This window comes from Vibrio furnissii CIP 102972, assembly GCF_000176175.1.
GTDB lineage: Bacteria > Pseudomonadota > Gammaproteobacteria > Enterobacterales > Vibrionaceae > Vibrio > Vibrio furnissii.
This window is the reverse complement of the sequence record NZ_ACZP01000014.1, coordinates 884,567-901,144: the sequence shown is the minus strand read 5'-3', so window position 1 is coordinate 901,144 and position 16,578 is coordinate 884,567. Positions and strand designations below refer to the sequence as shown.

The 16,578-nt window shown below is 53.5% G+C and carries 10 protein-coding genes and 1 pseudogene; 6 read left to right on the top strand and 5 right to left on the bottom strand.

The genetic code is table 11. The features are described from left to right. The first annotated feature begins 162 nt into the window (after positions 1 to 162). Positions 163 to 1,263 carry a mechanosensitive ion channel family protein gene (locus tag VFA_RS14260; protein ID WP_004727556.1) on the top strand — a complete coding sequence of 367 codons (1,101 nt, stop codon included), beginning with the start codon at positions 163 to 165 and terminating at the stop codon, positions 1,261 to 1,263. Between the two features lie 63 nt (positions 1,264 to 1,326). Here VFA_RS14260 and VFA_RS14255 read toward each other — a convergent pair whose 3' ends face one another. From VFA_RS14255 to VFA_RS14245, 3 genes are all read right to left on the bottom strand, one after another. Further along, complete coding sequence (locus tag VFA_RS14255; RefSeq protein WP_004727555.1) at positions 1,327 to 2,571, bottom strand: MDR family MFS transporter; 1,245 nt, start codon at positions 2,569 to 2,571, stop codon at positions 1,327 to 1,329. A gap of 250 nt (positions 2,572 to 2,821) precedes the next feature. Then, complete coding sequence (locus tag VFA_RS14250; protein WP_038151838.1) at positions 2,822 to 4,450, bottom strand: methyl-accepting chemotaxis protein; 1,629 nt, start codon at positions 4,448 to 4,450, stop codon at positions 2,822 to 2,824. Between the two features lie 258 nt (positions 4,451 to 4,708). Beyond that, positions 4,709 to 7,069, bottom strand: coding sequence for a Lon protease family protein (locus VFA_RS14245; RefSeq protein WP_004727553.1), 2,361 nt, complete (start codon positions 7,067 to 7,069; stop codon positions 4,709 to 4,711). A 234-nt stretch (positions 7,070 to 7,303) separates the two neighbouring features. Between VFA_RS14245 and VFA_RS14240 the strand changes: the two genes are divergently transcribed. Both VFA_RS14240 and VFA_RS14235 read left to right on the top strand, forming a co-directional pair. Continuing rightward, positions 7,304 to 7,798, top strand: a complete 495-nt coding sequence (locus VFA_RS14240) for a hypothetical protein (RefSeq protein ID WP_004727552.1) — start codon at positions 7,304 to 7,306, stop codon at positions 7,796 to 7,798. Between the two features lie 12 nt (positions 7,799 to 7,810). Further along, positions 7,811 to 9,430 carry an ABC transporter ATP-binding protein gene (locus VFA_RS14235; RefSeq protein ID WP_004727551.1) on the top strand — a complete coding sequence of 540 codons (1,620 nt, stop codon included), beginning with the start codon at positions 7,811 to 7,813 and terminating at the stop codon, positions 9,428 to 9,430. Positions 9,431 to 9,593: 163 nt separating this feature from the next. Here VFA_RS14235 and VFA_RS14230 read toward each other — a convergent pair whose 3' ends face one another. Both VFA_RS14230 and VFA_RS24305 read right to left on the bottom strand, forming a co-directional pair. Then, positions 9,594 to 10,493 carry a LysR family transcriptional regulator gene (locus VFA_RS14230; RefSeq protein WP_004727550.1) on the bottom strand — a complete coding sequence of 300 codons (900 nt, stop codon included), beginning with the start codon at positions 10,491 to 10,493 and terminating at the stop codon, positions 9,594 to 9,596. Between the two features lie 167 nt (positions 10,494 to 10,660). Beyond that, positions 10,661 to 10,738, bottom strand: a pseudogene (locus tag VFA_RS24305) (deoxyribodipyrimidine photolyase); the annotation flags it as partial. A gap of 1 nt (position 10,739) precedes the next feature. Here VFA_RS24305 and VFA_RS14225 point away from each other — a divergent pair. From VFA_RS14225 to VFA_RS14215, 3 genes are all read left to right on the top strand, one after another. Beyond that, a complete protein-coding gene (locus VFA_RS14225) occupies positions 10,740 to 12,392 on the top strand; it encodes an L-lactate permease (protein ID WP_370447174.1) in 1,653 nt (550 codons plus the stop codon). A gap of 114 nt (positions 12,393 to 12,506) precedes the next feature. After that, positions 12,507 to 13,643, top strand: coding sequence for an FMN-dependent L-lactate dehydrogenase LldD (gene lldD, locus VFA_RS14220; RefSeq protein ID WP_004727548.1), 1,137 nt, complete (start codon positions 12,507 to 12,509; stop codon positions 13,641 to 13,643). A gap of 56 nt (positions 13,644 to 13,699) precedes the next feature. Continuing rightward, on the top strand, positions 13,700 to 16,558 hold the full coding sequence (locus VFA_RS14215) for an FAD-binding and (Fe-S)-binding domain-containing protein (RefSeq protein WP_004727547.1): 2,859 nt from the start codon (positions 13,700 to 13,702) through the stop codon (positions 16,556 to 16,558). The last annotated feature ends 20 nt before the right edge of the window (positions 16,559 to 16,578 follow it).

The following is a 16,578-nucleotide window of genomic DNA, read 5'->3' as shown; positions in this document are numbered from 1 at the left end:
TTGCAGCGTTCAAGCGCTGCGTATCCAAATCATGTGCTCTCCATTTTATATACCAAACGCGTATGGGATGGAAACGTCACAGTGACGCCATCTATAGAGAATCCCTGCATTTTCTGGTAGTTTGGGCAACAAAATTCACCGACTGAATAGTGCAACCATCCGATGAGCATTGACGATTTAATTCTTCGCTTTCAGGCATCGCCTTATTTAAAAGACTGGGACAACAGTGTGCTGTTTATCACCCTTGCCAGCTTTGTGGCTTGGGGCGTATGGCGACTGGCTTACCGCTATTTGTTTAACCTGACCGAAAAGACCTCATTCCATTGGGATGACGTGGTCCTGCACGCTCTCAAAACGCCCATCAGTACCTTGATCTGGTGTTGGCCGGGCACCATTTCTCTGGGCTTGCTGCTCGATGATCACTTCCAAACCAAATTTAACTGGCTGCAAAACACCAAGAAATTGATGTTGATTGCCATCTTCGTGTGGATTCTGCTACGCCTGGTGGGTGAAATTGAGCACTATATCCTCAGACAGCGCAAACGCGATGAGACCACCGTGCAGGCCATCTCCAAAGTGACACGCATGTTGATCATCATCACCGCAATTTTGTCGGTGATGCAGGCATTCGGACTCAGTTTGAAAGGGTTGCTGACCTTTGGCGGGGTCGGTGGTCTGGTGGTCGGTTTGGCGGCCAAAGATCTGCTGTCGAACTTCTTTGGTGGCTTGATGATTTACTTCGATCGCCCATTTAAAGTCGGCGATTGGATTCGTTCACCGGATCGCCAGATTGAAGGCACCGTTGAACGCATCGGCTGGCGTATGACCATCATTCGAACGTTTGATAAACGCCCGCTGTATGTCCCGAACTCGGTATTCAGCAACATCGTGGTAGAAAACCCGTCGCGCATGCAAAACCGCCGCATTCACGAAACCATTGGCCTGCGTTATCAAGACGCAAACAAGATGGAAACCGTGATCAACGAAGTGCGCGAGATGTTGAAAAATCACCCAGACATCGATGCACATCAAACCCTGATCGTGAACTTTAACGCGTTTGGGCCATCGTCACTGGATTTCTTCATCTACACCTTCACCAAAACCGTGAACTGGATTCGTTACCACGAAGTGAAGCAAGATGTGCTGTTGCAAATCATGACCATTATTCAGAACAATGGTGCTGATGTCGCCTTCCCAACCCGCACCTTGATTATCGATCCGGCCAGCGCCGGTGATGTGCCGGCCCCATCGGTGCAGCCTTAATCCCGCGCGTCCACCGACAAAAAAACCGCCCACGTGGCGGTTTTTTTGTCGAGTAATTTGCGGTTAGTTTTGCACCGCCACGTCGCGCTGCACGGGATCGTCTTGATGTTCGGCCAGCCAGTAGAGCCAGATCATCACCAAACACAAGCCAATGCACACGCCAAATAACCAATTCGGATTGAGCGATTCAATCACCACACCGCCAATCAGCGGTGCAATGGCAAAGCCCAGCGAATACAGCGCAGCAGCACCAAAATAGGAACCCCGCAGATGCGCGGGCGCCATGCGGTCGATTTGCACATTGAGGGTCGGAAACGCAATCACTTCACCCATACTCAGTACAAATCCGGCAATGTACCAGCCATATGGCCAGTCAGACGGTGTCAGCAAAAAGCCGACCTGAGCTAACATCATCAGCACCATACCGATACGCGTGCGCACAAACAGCGGCACATGTTCCAGCCACTTGAGGGTTGGGAACTGAAAGATGATGATGGTCAGCGTATTCACCAACACCAAACTGGCGACCAATTGCGCGGCATCGGACACGCTGGAGCGCACGATCACCTGCGGAATTGACGACTCCATCTGCGCGTAGACAAACATCATGATGAAGTTGGCAATCATCATTTTGACGAAAATGCTGTCTTTACCAATCACGCGCAGGGTGCGGCCAAAGTTCGGCAACAGCGAGGGATCGGGTTTGACATGGTGACCTTTGCGTTCAATCGCCATCAGGAGCCACACCGCGTAAATCAGGTAGGTAATCCCCGTAGCGATAAACAGCACCTGCGGGTGGGCCAAGCCCAGCGTGATCCCAATCAGCGGACCAATCGCGCCGCCAAGGTTGAGCAGAAAGTAACGCACATTCATCGCCAATTCGCGATCTTTGAGGTTACTCAGGTTATCGCCCAGCACCGCTTTTGCTGGTGCCTCAATCATCGGCCGCATCAAACCGGCCAAAATCACCAAGACGTAAAAGTGCCAAATCTGATTCGCGACACCGATGCCGGTATAGGCCAAAGAGGCAATCAACGCCCCCGCCACCATCACCCATTTACGACCAAACTTATCCGACAGATAACCCGAATAAAGCCCGGTGATCGCACCGACGACGGCTGAACTGGCGAGCATGGTGCCCACTTCCACCGCCGTCGCACCATAATCCTGATAGAGAAACACAATCAAAAACGGCCACGCCATAAAAAAACTGGTGCGCGCAAACAGGGTGCCGGCCAAGACGGTCCAGACTGAAAAATTAAAGCGTTGTATCCTCTGCCACTCAAACAAACTCTCTGGTTTTTCCATGCATTCTCCTCGATCCCACTGACGTTATTTTTGCGCGACAATTGTCACACTTTTCGCTGTTTTATCGCCAATATAGTGAGGAAATGTAAAGAAAGATAGTGATATGTGACATTGAATTCATAACAAAACGGAATAAGAAGAATGGTTCATAAAACCTAATTGATACAGCTAGTTAGATCCTCTTCGGTGCAAATAAAAAGCCGCACAATACAAGGTATTGCACGGCTTAGCTTGTTGATTTCCAGAATATTTACAGTGTAAAGAAGGAAAGCTGCTCTTTTTGCTTTTCGGCCAAACGAGACAGCTCGGTACTCGCGCTGGCACTCTGGCTGATCCCGGTGACATTTTGCTGCACCAGCTCCGACATATTGACCACGTTGCGGTTGATGTCTTGCGTCACTTGCGATTGTTCTTCAGCAGCAGTGGCCACTTGCGCGTTGGTGTCATTGATGGCCGAGACGGATTCGGTAATCCCAACCAGCGCATCGTTAGCTCGCAGCGCCAGTTCATTGTTACGATTGAGCATCGCCAAGCTGGTTTGCATGCTTTCGTTGGCGAGCACCGATTGACCTTGCAGTTCCTCAATGATGGCTTGAATCTCTTCCGTCGATGCCTGCGTGCGCGCGGCCAGCATGCGCACTTCATCGGCGACCACCGCAAACCCACGGCCAGATTCGCCTGCGCGCGCCGCTTCAATTGCCGCATTCAGCGCCAACAGGTTGGTTTGGTCAGACACGCCGCGAATCACTTCAATCACGTTGCTGATTTGTTCCGACTGCTCTTTCAAACGCTGCACCACTTGCGCCGCATCGTTAAGTGCCACCGACATCTGCTCGCTGGCTTGACCACTTTCCAAAAAGATCGACAAGCCCGATTGCGCCAAGCCATCCGCTTCGCGCGCCGTTGAATCGGCAGAGGTCGCGTTGTCGCTGACATTGTTGGCGGTGCTCGCCAATTCGTTCACCGCCGAAGCCACTTGCTCGATTTCCATCAGCTCTTGCTGCGCGTTGCTTTCGGCCTGCGTCATGACAGCCGCCAGTTCCGTCGCCGCCGAGGCCACGTCTTCACTGATGCGCGTCAGTTGATCGACCGTGGCATGCAACTGCGCTGCGGTTTGGTTGACGTCTTTGTTTAAACGCGCAATTTCGTTGTTGCCGCTCGCATCAGCACGCACCGACAAATCGCCTTGCGCCAGTTTGCGCATCACCGTTTGCAAACGCTGAATCGGTGCCACAATCGCCCCCGACAGCAGCCAAGCGGCGCCCAGCGACACCACCAAGACCGACAACACACTCCACATCGCGTTTTGCATGACAACATCACTGTCTTTCGCGCTTTGTTGCATGGATTGAGTCGCGTAGTGATTGACCTTTTGTGACAAGTTATTAATGGCTTCCACCATGCGGTTTCCCACCACGCGGTATTCTGCGATGAATTGGCGGTACTCCTGTTCACTGACTAAACCGGCATCACGACGGGTAAAAAACGCCACCGCACGCTGCGACATCTCCACATAATCGACGATGCGCTGTTGCACGCGTTCAATTTCTTCATCGTATAGCTTTTGTTTTTGCATCGCTTCAAGGGTGTCGTCTACCGTTTTCAAGCCGCTGGTGAGCTCTTGCAGAAACACGTCTCGACGAGCGGGGTCGTAAATCGCATACACCGCACTAATGCGCAGCGGGTAAATGGTGTCATCCACTTGCGCCAGCGTGTCTTTGTACTGCACTAAGGTCTGCGTGTTCGCCTCAACGGATTCTTGTTCTTGAACCAAGTTCGATTTGGTGATCCAGAGTGCGATGAGCAACACCACCGTGAGAAAAGCCACGGGTAATAAAATCTGAACGCGTATTGATATGTTTTTCAATGAAACCTGCATGGTACAACCTCACAATAAAAAGTATGCGTCCATGCAGCGGGCGTTCGCCCAAAAGAGTGTATTCGGCGCGGAGAGTAGGCAAAGATGATATTCATGTCCAGTATTAATTTGCACACGAATCATACTGTTAACAAGGTAAACGTTTGGCCTATGACAACGCTGACAATGATGAAACAATCGTGACAATTTATGAAAGAATGTATAAAAAAAGGCCACCCCTTGGGGTGGCCGTTTCAGCAGGTGATGGCAATCATCCGTTTACTTGCGCAGTGCGTTCAGTTTCGCTTGCGCCAACCCAAAGATGGTATCGACTGGGTAGCTGCCGTCATCCGTTGCCACCCCTGCCGATTTACCGGTCAGGATTTCAATCGCTTCGGTGACATGATCAATCGTCCAAATGTGGAACTCTCCTTTTTCCACCGCTTTCACCACATCCGCCCGCAGCATCAAGTTGTGGCGGTTGGAGCGCGGAATGATCACCCCTTGGGTATTGTGGCGACCTTTGATGCCACACACATCGAAGAAGCCTTCAATCTTCTCGTTCACCCCGCCGATCGGCTGAGATTCACCAAACTGGTTCATGGAGCCAGTGATGGCGATGTCTTGGCGGTTGGGCTGTTTGGAGAATGCCGACACAATGGCACAGAATTCAGCCATGCTGGCACTGTCGCCGTCCACGCCGCCGTACGATTGCTCAAACGTGATGGTCGTGGTCAGTGGCACGCGTGCGGTGCGACCAAACACTGAACTCAGATACGCCGACAGAATCATTACCCCTTTGGAGTGAATGCTGCCGCCCAGATCCACGCTGCGTTCGATGTCGATGATGTCACCGTCGCCGTACGATGTGGTGGCAGTGATTCGGTTGGGCACCCCAAAAGCGTGATCGCTGGTCGCCAGGACCGACAATGCGTTCACTTGACCAATCGCCATGCCTTCGGTTTCCATCAGCGTGGTGCCGTTGACGAAGCTTTCCATCACGCCTTCTTGCAAGCGGTTCACGCGCATTTCTTGATTCTGCAATGCTTCATCGACGTGGTTCTGACGAATCATGTTGGAGTTCGCCTGACGCGCCACGTAGTTGGATTCGCGCAGCAAGTTGGCGATGTGCGCCGAGTGCAACGATAGCTTGTTCTGATCGCCAGTGATGCGTGAGCTGTGTTCGATGATGCGCGCGATCGCTTTGCGGTCACAATGCAACATGCTGTTGTCGTGCACAATGCTGGAGATAAAGCGCGCGTAATGCAGCTCGGTATCTGGTGTACGCTTCATTTCATCTTCGAAATCGGCGGTCACGCGGAACAGCTCCCCAAACTCTGGATCGTAATGCGTCAGCAGCTCGTAGGTGCGGTAATCGCCAAACAGGATGATTTTCACATCAAGTGGGATCGGTTCTGGGTCGAGCGACACGGTGCCCGTCAACGTCACTTCTTTTTCCAATGAAGTGAAGCTGAGCTGGCGCGAACGCAGGGCGCGTTTCAGGCCATCCCACACATAGGGTTGTTCCAGAACTTTGACCGCGTCCATCAGCAGCACGCCGCCGTTGGCTTTGTGCAAGCTACCGGCACGAATCAGTGAGAAATCCGTAAACACGGTGCCTTTGTAAGTGGCGGTTTCGATGTAACCAAACAGCGAGTGGTAGTTCGGGTTCTCTTCCACCACAATCGGAAAATCTTCTTTGGTGCGACTCACCAGTACGTTCACTTTGTAACGGCGTGGCAGCTTTTTATCCAACGCCGCACTGGCCAATTCACCTTGCTCACCGGTTTCATCCAAAAAGATTTCGACGTTTTCGACGATGTCTTTTTGCAGATCGGTCAGATAGGTTTTGACCTCCGCGTACTTGGAATAATCCTGCTTTAACTGTTTGATAAAGTGGCCGATCACATCCAGCGTCACGTCGTCATTCAGCTTTTTAATCTTTTCACTGTATGACTCTTCCCACTCCGTCAACTGGCGCACCATATTGCGCAGTGCCACTTCCAACTCATCGATGGTTTGGCTGAACTGCTCTTGCTCTTTTTTGCTCAGTGCATCAAAGGTTTCTTCGGTGTGCAGTTCTTCCCCATTCATGGCAACAAATTGGTAATCGCCTTGGGTGGTGATCGTCAGGCTGATGCTGCGCTCTTTGGCTTTGCGGGTAATCTCTTCCAGCTCATCTTGCTGTTTTTGAGCCAGTTGATTTTTCAGCTTTTCAGCGCGAGAGAAGTAGAGCTCATTGTCAAACGCCAGTGGAATCGCGTTCATCAATTTGACCATCAGTTTTTCAATGTCCTGACGGAACGCTTGCCCGACGCCACACGGCAGCTTCAGCACGCGTGGCACACGAATATCATCAAAATTCGCCACATAGCACCAATCGAACAAATCGATGGGGCCGTGTTTGTGACGGCTGAGGTAACGCAAAATCATGGTGCGTTTCCCCAAACCATTCCGCCCGATGGCGTAAATGTTGTAACCTTTTTCCTTGATGGACATGGCGAACTCGACCGCTTTTTGCGCGCGTTCCTGGCCAACGATTTCATCAATGGGAGCCAATTCTTTGGTCGACTTACACGGCAGTTGCTCAAGCTCTGCGACGTGGTAGAGCTGCGCTGCGTTCAATTGTTGAATCGTCATACTCCCCTCCTTCGGTGTTTATACTTCTTGTTTTGTAGCCTAAGTGTAGATGTAAAGCATTGACTTTTTAGTGACTTAGACTGGATTCGCGCTCAATCGAACAAATAACAATCAATTTCACCGCCAAACGAGCGTTCCTCGCCAATCACATGCCTCAATTTAAAAATGACAATCATTTGCAATTGATAGTTATTTGCATTTAAATAATCTCCATCATTGCACAGGAGGCGGACGATGAATCTGCAACAATGTTGGACCACCTATCTTCAGGCGGAAAAATTGCTCGAACAGGGCCATTGGCCACAGGCCCACTATCTGTTTGAGGATGTGCTGCATCATCTGCCGCACCACATTCAGCATGCGACGCACGACGAAAACACCAAGCCGTGCCAAATGAGCTGCTTGATCGCCGGATTGCGCGACGCCGCCGTCGCGCAGTCGGAAATTCTCAACAACATGGGGCAATATCAGCGCGCGTTTGAGGTGCTCAATCAAGCCTACGCGTTGCTGCAATTCATGTCGATTGAAGAGTTGGATTTGGTAGCCGCCGTCTCTCCCGTGCTGGAAAAACACAGTCATGATTTGCTGCGCCACATTGGCGCGTTCTGCCTCGCGCAGCGCAATGCGTCGTGGCAATTGGAATATGAACAGGTTGAAAAAGCGCACCACTATTTCACCCAGCTAAAATCGTATCGCGAGCTGCAAAGCCGCGTGCCCGTGATCAATTGATAAGGATGCACAATGTCACACTCCCCTCTGTTGCAGGTTCGACACCTGTCGGTCAGCTTTCAAACCAACGATGGCGTGGTTGAAGCAGTCAAAAACGTCAACTTTGAGCTGAATGTCGGCGAAACACTGGCGATTGTTGGCGAGTCCGGCAGCGGTAAGTCAGTCTCCACCAACGCATTGATGCAACTGCTGCCTAACAACGCGCGTCTCGATCCGCAATCCAGCATTCGCTTTGAAGGTGAAGAGCTGTTGGAAAAAAGCGAAGCGTACATGCAGCGCATTCGCGGCGATCGCATTGGGATGATTTTTCAAGAGCCGATGACCTCGCTCAATCCTTACCTGCGCGTGGGCATTCAAGTGGCAGAGGCGATGAGGTGCCACCGCAACGTGTCGATGGCTCAGGCCAAACAGCGCGTGTTGGAACTGTTTGAACTGGTGCATTTACCCAATCCGCAGCAGGCGTACAGCAAGTATCCGCACGAATTTTCTGGCGGCCAATTGCAACGCATCATGATTGCGATGGCGTTGATCAACGAGCCCGACATTCTGATTGCCGACGAGCCCACCACTGCGCTGGATGTGACGGTGCAGGCCGAAGTCCTCAAACTCATCAAAGAAATTCAAGCCAAAATGGGCATGGCGATTTTGTTCATTACCCATGATTTGGGCGTGGTGCGTTATGTTGCCGACCGCGTGCTGGTGATGTGCAAAGGCGATGTGGTCGAAGAAGGTGACACCCAAGAGCTGTTTACCAACGCCAAGCACGACTACACCCGCATGCTGATCAACGCCATTCCTAAAGGCAGCAAAGATCCGGTTGATGCGAATGCGCCCGCGCTGCTCAAAGCAAGCGACATTCGAGTCAAATTCCTCATCAAACCGCATTTCATTGCCAGCCGGAATCAGTACTTTGAAGCGGTGAAAGGCATTTCACTCGAACTCAAACAGGGTGAAACGCTCGGCATTGTCGGCGAGTCCGGCAGCGGCAAATCGACGCTAGGCCGCGCGCTGATTGGCCTATTGCCGTCCACAGGCGAGATTGAATTTAAAGGCATGGACTATCGCAAGCTGAGCGACGTGCAGCGATTGGCGCTGAAAAGAGACATTCAGATGGTGTTTCAGGATCCCTACGGTTCCCTGTCACCGCGCATGACGGTTGGCGAAATCATCACCGAAGGATTACTGGTGCATCAACCGCACATCAGCAAAGCAGAACGTCTGCAACGGGCACGCAAAGCACTGGAAGAGGTGCGTCTGGATGCCAGCGCGATCAACCGCTACCCGCACGAGTTTTCTGGCGGTCAGCGCCAACGCATTGCAATCGCACGCGCGCTGATCCTCGAACCGTCCTTCATTTTGCTCGACGAACCGACCTCGGCCCTCGACCGTTCAGTGCAGCTCACCGTGATTGACTTGCTCAAAGACATTCAACAGCGCCGCAACATCGGTTTTCTGTTCATCAGCCACGACCTCAGCGTGGTGAAAGCGCTGTCGGATCGCGTGATGGTGATGCAAAAAGGCGAAGTGATGGAACAAGGCAGCGCCGAAGACATTTTCCATCGTCCACAGCACGACTACACCAAGAAATTGATTGCCGCCTCGTTTGATGTGGATGAGGAAGTCGCCGCGTAATCAAACTGTCATCGACCCTTGCCATACTGGCGGAGTCAATCTCAGTGACATCGGTTTGGCCGCCGATCGAACATGCCGCACGGATGCGGCATTTTTCTTTTCTGGAACGAGCGCTCACAACGAAGCGATCGCAACGGATAATCAGGAAAAGAGAACAAAAAGCTCAGAAATAGTGGGAAATAGCCAAGTAACGGGCGCGAATGTGCTCAATCAGCAAACGGACTTTGTTCGGCGGCTGGCGGGTAAACGGATACACCGCGTAGATGCCGAGTTTCTTGCCGACTTGCTCCGGAAAAATGTCCACCAGCTCACCATTGCGAAAATCGTGATACACCAAGCAGCGCGGCACGTAAGCAATGCCGTGACCACCCAGTGCCGCTTTGCGCAGCGCCGTGGCGTTGTCCGTCGTGAAGGTGCCTGACACGCGCACAATGTAGTTGCCTTTGGCGCTTTTGAACTCCCAATCGGTTGCCCCCGTCGTTTGGTAGGCATATTGCAGGCAGTTATGATTGACCAAATCTTCCGGCTTTATCGGTTTACCGTTACGCGCAATGTAAGAAGGCGACGCGCACACCACCCATTGTGAATCGAGAATATGACGCGCAATCAGGCTGGAATCTTCGAGATAACCGGTGCGGATCACCAAATCGAACCCACCTTCCACCAAGTCAACGAAGCGGTTATCGAGCGACATTTCCACCGTCAGCCCCGGATGCAGGTTACAAAATTCCGCCACCGCATCCGCCAGAATCAAATCCCCCGAGATGCTGGGCACCGACATGCGAATGTGACCGCTGACATTTTCGCCAAACCCCGCCACTGCATCCATCGCCTCCTGAGTGGCTTGCTTCACATTTTTCGCACTCGCCAGCAACGCCTTGCCCGCTTCGGTCAGGGTCAATTTACGCGTTGTTCGATATAATAGTTGAACGCCCAATTCCTCTTCCAATCGCGCCATTCTTTTACTAACTACCGAATTCGTAAGGTTATTTTGTTCAGCCACCTTACTAAAACTGCCCAGCTCTACCACCTGAGAAAACAGAATTAAGTCGTCTGCACGCATTCGATTATGCCAATTTTGGAACTAATTATTTTCATTATTTCCCTATATCGCAAAAAAATAAAGGGGTACATTCACGCCGAATTAACAAACCCATCACAACTATAAAAATTTGTAACACCGAGCTCTAACGTCTTAACCCGTATCCTACATCACGTGTTAAGCCATCATTGATGGATGGAGAGTTCAAGGACGAGGAAGTATTCCATGAGCGACACTGTATTAGCATTGGTTGCGTTTTCACCGATTGTGGTGGCAGCCATTCTTCTGGTTGGCCTGAATTGGCCAGCGAAAAAAGCCATGCCGGTCGCGTTTGCGCTGACCGTGGCGATTGCTTTGACATTTTGGGACATGACGGCCAACCGCGTGTTGGCATCCGTACTGCAAGGATTGGGGATCACCGTCACCGTACTGTGGATCGTGTTTGGAGCGATTTTCCTGCTCAACACACTAAAATACACCGGCGCGATTACCGTGATTCGCAATGGGTTCACCAACATTTCACCTGACCGCCGCATTCAGGCCATCATCATCGCTTGGTGTTTTGGCTCATTCATTGAAGGCGCTTCCGGTTTCGGCACACCTGCAGCCATTGCTGCGCCTCTGCTGGTGGCCATCGGTTTTCCTGCGCTGGCAGCGGTGCTGATGGGCATGATGATTCAGTCGACGCCAGTTTCATTTGGCGCGGTGGGCACCCCGATTCTGGTTGGGGTGAACAAAGGGCTGGATACACACAACATCACCGAAGCGCTGGTGGCACACGGCTCAAACTGGGACGCGTACCTGCAGCAGATCACCGCCAGCGTGGCGTTAATCCACGCCAGCGTCGGCACCTTGATGCCCGTGTTGATGGCGATGATGCTGACCCGTTTCTTTGGCAAAAACCGCAGCTGGACCGAAGGTTTGAGCATTCTGCCATTTGCGCTGTTTGCCGGCCTCGCGTTCACCATTCCTTACGCGCTGACTGGCGTGCTGCTGGGCCCTGAATTCCCCTCACTGGTGGGTGGTCTGTTCGGCCTGACGATTGTGGTGACCGCAGCGAAAAAAGGCTTTTTGGTGCCAAAACAGAACTGGGATTTTCGCCCGGAAAACGAATGGCCAGCGGAATGGCTCGGCTCGCTAAAAATGGATCTCGATGACATCAAAGGCAAACCGATGGGCCTCGCGCTGGCGTGGCTACCGTACGTGCTGCTGGCGGTCATTCTGGTGCTGAGCCGCGTGAGTGCGGATTTCAAAGGCCTGCTGCTGAGCGTGAATTTGGCATTCAACAACATTCTCGGTGAAGTGGGCGTGAGCGCCTCGATTGCGCCGCTCTATTTGCCGGGTGGGATTTTGGTCTTCGCCGCATTGCTGGCCGTCTTGCTGCAAGCGCGCAGTCTCAAACCGATGGGGCAAGCGCTGGGTGAATCGACCAAAACCCTGATTGGCGCCGGTTTCGTGTTGGTGTTCACCATTCCCATGGTGCGTATCTTCATCAACTCAGGCGTGAATATGTCGGATCTGGCAAGCATGCCGGTGACGACTGCGAACTTTGCCGCAGGATTAGTGGGCGATGCCTTCCCCGCACTGAGCGCAACCGTTGGGGCCTTGGGCGCCTTCATCGCAGGCTCCAACACCATTTCAAACATGATGTTCAGCCAGTTCCAGTTTGAAGTGGCGCAAACCTTGGGCGTATCGAGTGTCATCGTCATCGCTCTGCAAGCGGTGGGCGCGGCAGCCGGTAACATGATTGCCATTCACAACGTGGTGGCGGCATCGGCCACAGTCGGCCTGCTGGGTCGTGAAGGTGCGACACTGCGCAAAACCATCATTCCAACTTTCTACTACCTTGTAGTAACAGGATTAATTGGTCTGGCCGTGATCTACGGTTTCCACATGACCGACGCATTAATGAACGTTTAAGTCAACGAGACCCCGCCAACCTGACGCTGCGCAGTCAGCCTTCATCAGCAGCGTTTCGGTTCACGGGCATAAGCAGGCATCTGACCTGCACGAGCTAACATTAGGAATGTATCTATGATTATTTCGGCATCCACCGATTACCGCGCTGCGGCGAAAGCCAAACTGCCTCCGTTTCTGTTTCACTACATCGATGGCGGCTCCTACAGTGAACATACGTTGCGCCGCAACACCGACGACCTGTCTGACATCGCGCTGCGCCAACGTGTGCTCAACGACATGTCACAGCTTGATCTGTCGACCGAACTGTTTGGTGAATCGCTGGCGATGCCGATTGCCCTCGCGCCAGTTGGCCTGACCGGCATGTACGCCCGCCGCGGCGAAGTGCAGGCCGCCACCGCCGCCAGCAACAAAGGCATTCCGTTTACGCTTTCTACCGTCTCGGTGTGTCCAATTGAAGAAGTGGCACCAGCGATTGACCGCCCGATGTGGTTTCAACTGTATGTACTCAAAGATCGCGGCTTTATGAAAAACGTACTGGAACGCGCCAAAGCCGCTGGCGTGACCACGTTGGTGTTTACGGTGGATATGCCAGTGCCGGGCGCACGCTATCGTGACATGCATTCCGGCATGAGTGGCCCGAACGCGGCCGCGCGCCGCGTGATGCAGGCCATGACGCACCCAAGCTGGGCGTGGGATGTGGGTCTGCTGGGCAAACCGCACGATCTGGGCAACATCTCCACCTATCGCGGCACACCCACCAAACTGGAAGATTACATCGGCTGGCTGGGCACAAACTTCGACCCGTCGATTTCGTGGAAAGATCTGGAATGGATTCGTGATTTCTGGGACGGCCCGATGGTGATCAAAGGCATTCTGGATACCGAAGATGCCAAAGATGCGGTACGTTTTGGTGCTGATGGAATCGTGGTCTCGAACCACGGCGGCCGTCAGCTCGACGGCGTCCTCTCGACCGCACGTGCGCTGCCAGACATCGCGGATGCGGTGAAAGGCGACCTGAAGATTCTGGTCGACTCCGGCATCCGCACGGGCCTCGATGTGGTGCGCATGCTGGCACTGGGCGCCGACTGTACGCTCCTCGGCCGCGCCTTTGTTTACGCACTGGCCGCCCAAGGACAGGCCGGCGTAGAAAACCTACTCGACTTGTTTGAAAAAGAGATGCGAGTCGCCATGACGCTGACCGGCGCTAAAACCATTCAGGACCTGTCGCGTGAATCGCTGGTCAACGGATAAACCCCAAGAAGGCTTCGAAATTCCATTTTGAAGCCTTCTTTCCTAACACTGAAAGCATGACACTGGAAGCTATGATGAATCAGTCACCTACTGCCGAACATTATCGTCAATTAGAACAGAAACTGAGCAGCCAAATCGACCCGGAACGTATCGTGACTCAGGAGGCCAAGCGCCTCGCCTACGGCACCGACGCCAGTTTTTATCGTTTGGTACCCAAAATCGTACTGCGCTTGAAATCACTCGACGAAGTGATTTTTGCCATTGAATGCTGCGGCGAACTCGGCATTCACTTCACCTTCCGCGCAGCAGGCACCAGCCTGTCGGGTCAGGCGGTGTCCGATTCGGTGCTGATCACCCTGACCGACGATTGGCGTGGTCACCAGATCCTAGAAAATGGCGACAAGATTCTTCTCCAACCAGGCGTGATTGGCGCCGATGCCAACAAATACCTGGCACCATTTCAGCGCAAAATCGGCCCCGATCCGGCGTCGATCAATACCTGTAAAATCGGCGGCATCGCGGCCAATAACGCCAGCGGCATGTGCTGCGGGACGGCGCAGAACTCCTATCGCACCGTCGACAGCATGAAAATTGTCTTCGCCGACGGGTTTGTGTTGGATACCAAAGACGCCGCCAGCGTGGAACACTTCAAGCAACACAAAGCGCATCTGGTCGCTGGCCTTGAAGCGCTGTGCGCTGAAACGCTCGCCAATCAAGCATTAACCGAACGTATTCGTCACAAATACCGCCTGAAAAACACCACCGGCTACGCGCTCAATGCGCTGGTGGATTTCAGCGATCCGATTGAGGTGCTTGAGCACCTGATGATCGGATCAGAAGGCACACTCGGCTTTATCGCCGAGATCACCTACAACACCGTCATTGAACACGCGCACAAAGCGTCGGCGCTGTTGGTGTTTGCCGATATTGAACAAGCCAGTCAAGCCGTGACCACGCTGTCAAAATCACCGGTCGCGGCGGTTGAAATGATGGATGGCCGCGCGATGCGCTCGGTGGCCGATAAAAAAGGCATGCCTGCGTTTATCGCCACATTGGATCTCGAAGCAGCCGCGCTGCTGATCGAATCCCACGCCAGCGATCAAGCCACGCTGGATGCGCAGTGCGACGCGATCATGCGCGCGCTCGGCGACTATCACATTCTTGAATCCGTGCCCTTTACCACCGACAGCCGTATGGTGGCGACGCTGTGGGGCATTCGCAAAGGCATGTTCCCGGCCGTGGGCGCCGTGCGCGAAGTCGGCACCACCGTCATCATTGAAGACGTGGCGTTTCCGGTTGAAGATCTCGCCGCTGGCGTGCGCGACCTTCAGGCACTGTTCGACAAATACGCCTACAACGAAGCGATCATTTTCGGCCATGCGCTGGAAGGTAACCTGCACTTTGTGTTCACGCAGGGCTTTGACAGCCAGCAAGAGATCGACCGCTACGGCGCCTTTATGGACGATGTTGCCGAACTGGTGGCGGTGAAGTATCAAGGCTCGCTGAAAGCGGAGCACGGCACCGGACGCAACATGGCGCCGTATGTGGAGCTGGAATGGGGCAAAGACGGCTACGCGTTGATGCAGAAAATCAAAGCGCTGTTTGACCCGCGCGGCCTGCTCAACCCGGGCGTCATCGTCAACACCGATCCCCATTCGCACATCAGCAATCTCAAACCAATGCCGGCGGCCGATGATCTGGTCAACCGCTGCATCGAGTGTGGTTTCTGTGAGCCGGTGTGTCCGTCGCGCACCTTAACGCTCTCTCCGCGTCAGCGCATTGTGCTGTTCCGTGAATTGCAGCGCCGTATTGCCGCAGGTGAAAACGTGCAGGCGAGCGAACTTGAACAAGTGTTCGAGTATCAGGGGCTAGATACCTGCGCCGCGACCGGGTTGTGTGCCGAGCGCTGCCCCGTGGGCATCAACACCGGCGATCTGGTGAAGAAACTTCGCACCGCTAAATATCAGAAATTCACGCCGATTGCGCGCTGGACGGCCGAGCACTTCTCCGCCACCACCGCCATTGCGCGCAGCGGACTGAAAGCGAACCAACTGGCGACCAAGGTGCTGGGTAAGAAAACCGTCGGTAACCTGACCAACGGCTTGCGCAATCTGACCCAAGGCAAAACACCGCTGTGGATGCCGGAGATGCCACAGGCCAACACCCATCAACTTGAACTCGCCGCCGAGAATCTGCCGCGCCGTGAGAAAAAAGTGGTCTATCTGCCATCGTGTGCCAGCCGCAATATGGGCCAGCAAAGCGACGCGCAGGATCAGCGCCCACTGACCGAGGTGACTTTATCGCTACTCAATAAAGCGGGCTTTGAGGTGATTCTGCCGAGCGAACTCAGCAGCCAATGCTGCGGTATGCCCTACGACAGCAAAGGCATGACCGAACTGGCGCAAAGCAAAGCCCAGCAACTGGAAGAAGCGCTATGGGAAGCGAGCCATCACGGCACCTATCCGGTGCTGATGGACACCAGCCCGTGCGCCAAACGCAGCATGGAGCAGTTCACCAAACCGCTGGAAATTCTCGAACCAACGGGTTTTGTCAGCAAGTATCTGTTGGATCATCTGACAATCACGCCGAAACAGGAAACCGTGATGCTGCACATCACCTGCAGTTCGCGTCGCATGGGGCTGGAAAACGAGATGCTCAAACTGGCGCAGGCGTGCGTGACTGACGTGGTGGTGCCAGAGCACATTCAGTGCTGCGGTTGGGCGGGCGACAAAGGCTTTACCACCCCAGAGCTGAATGCGGCGGCGGTGCATCCGCTGAAAGAACAAGTACCGTCAGCCTGTTCGCGCGGCTTTAGTAACAGCCGCACGTGTGAAATTGGCTTGTCACATCACAGCGGCATTCCGTACCAGTCGATTCTGTATTTAGTCGATGAAGTGGCGCGCCCGGTTAATTAAAGTGGTTAGCGAATACCACT

Bases quoted from the DNA above. Each gene is read 5' to 3' on its own strand.
- VFA_RS14250 (WP_038151838.1), bottom strand. From the start codon at position 4,450: ATGCAGGTTTCATTGAAAAACATATCAATACGCGTTCAGATTTTATTA.
- VFA_RS14235 (WP_004727551.1), top strand. From the start codon at position 7,811: ATGTCACACTCCCCTCTGTTGCAGGTTCGACACCTGTCGGTCAGCTTT.
- VFA_RS14240 (WP_004727552.1), top strand. From the start codon at position 7,304: ATGAATCTGCAACAATGTTGGACCACCTATCTTCAGGCGGAAAAATTG.
- VFA_RS14215 (WP_004727547.1), top strand. From the start codon at position 13,700: ATGACACTGGAAGCTATGATGAATCAGTCACCTACTGCCGAACATTAT.
- VFA_RS14245 (WP_004727553.1), bottom strand. From the start codon at position 7,069: ATGACGATTCAACAATTGAACGCAGCGCAGCTCTACCACGTCGCAGAG.
- VFA_RS14230 (WP_004727550.1), bottom strand. From the start codon at position 10,493: ATGCGTGCAGACGACTTAATTCTGTTTTCTCAGGTGGTAGAGCTGGGC.
- lldD (WP_004727548.1), top strand. From the start codon at position 12,507: ATGATTATTTCGGCATCCACCGATTACCGCGCTGCGGCGAAAGCCAAA.
- VFA_RS14255 (WP_004727555.1), bottom strand. From the start codon at position 2,571: ATGGAAAAACCAGAGAGTTTGTTTGAGTGGCAGAGGATACAACGCTTT.
- VFA_RS14260 (WP_004727556.1), top strand. From the start codon at position 163: ATGAGCATTGACGATTTAATTCTTCGCTTTCAGGCATCGCCTTATTTA.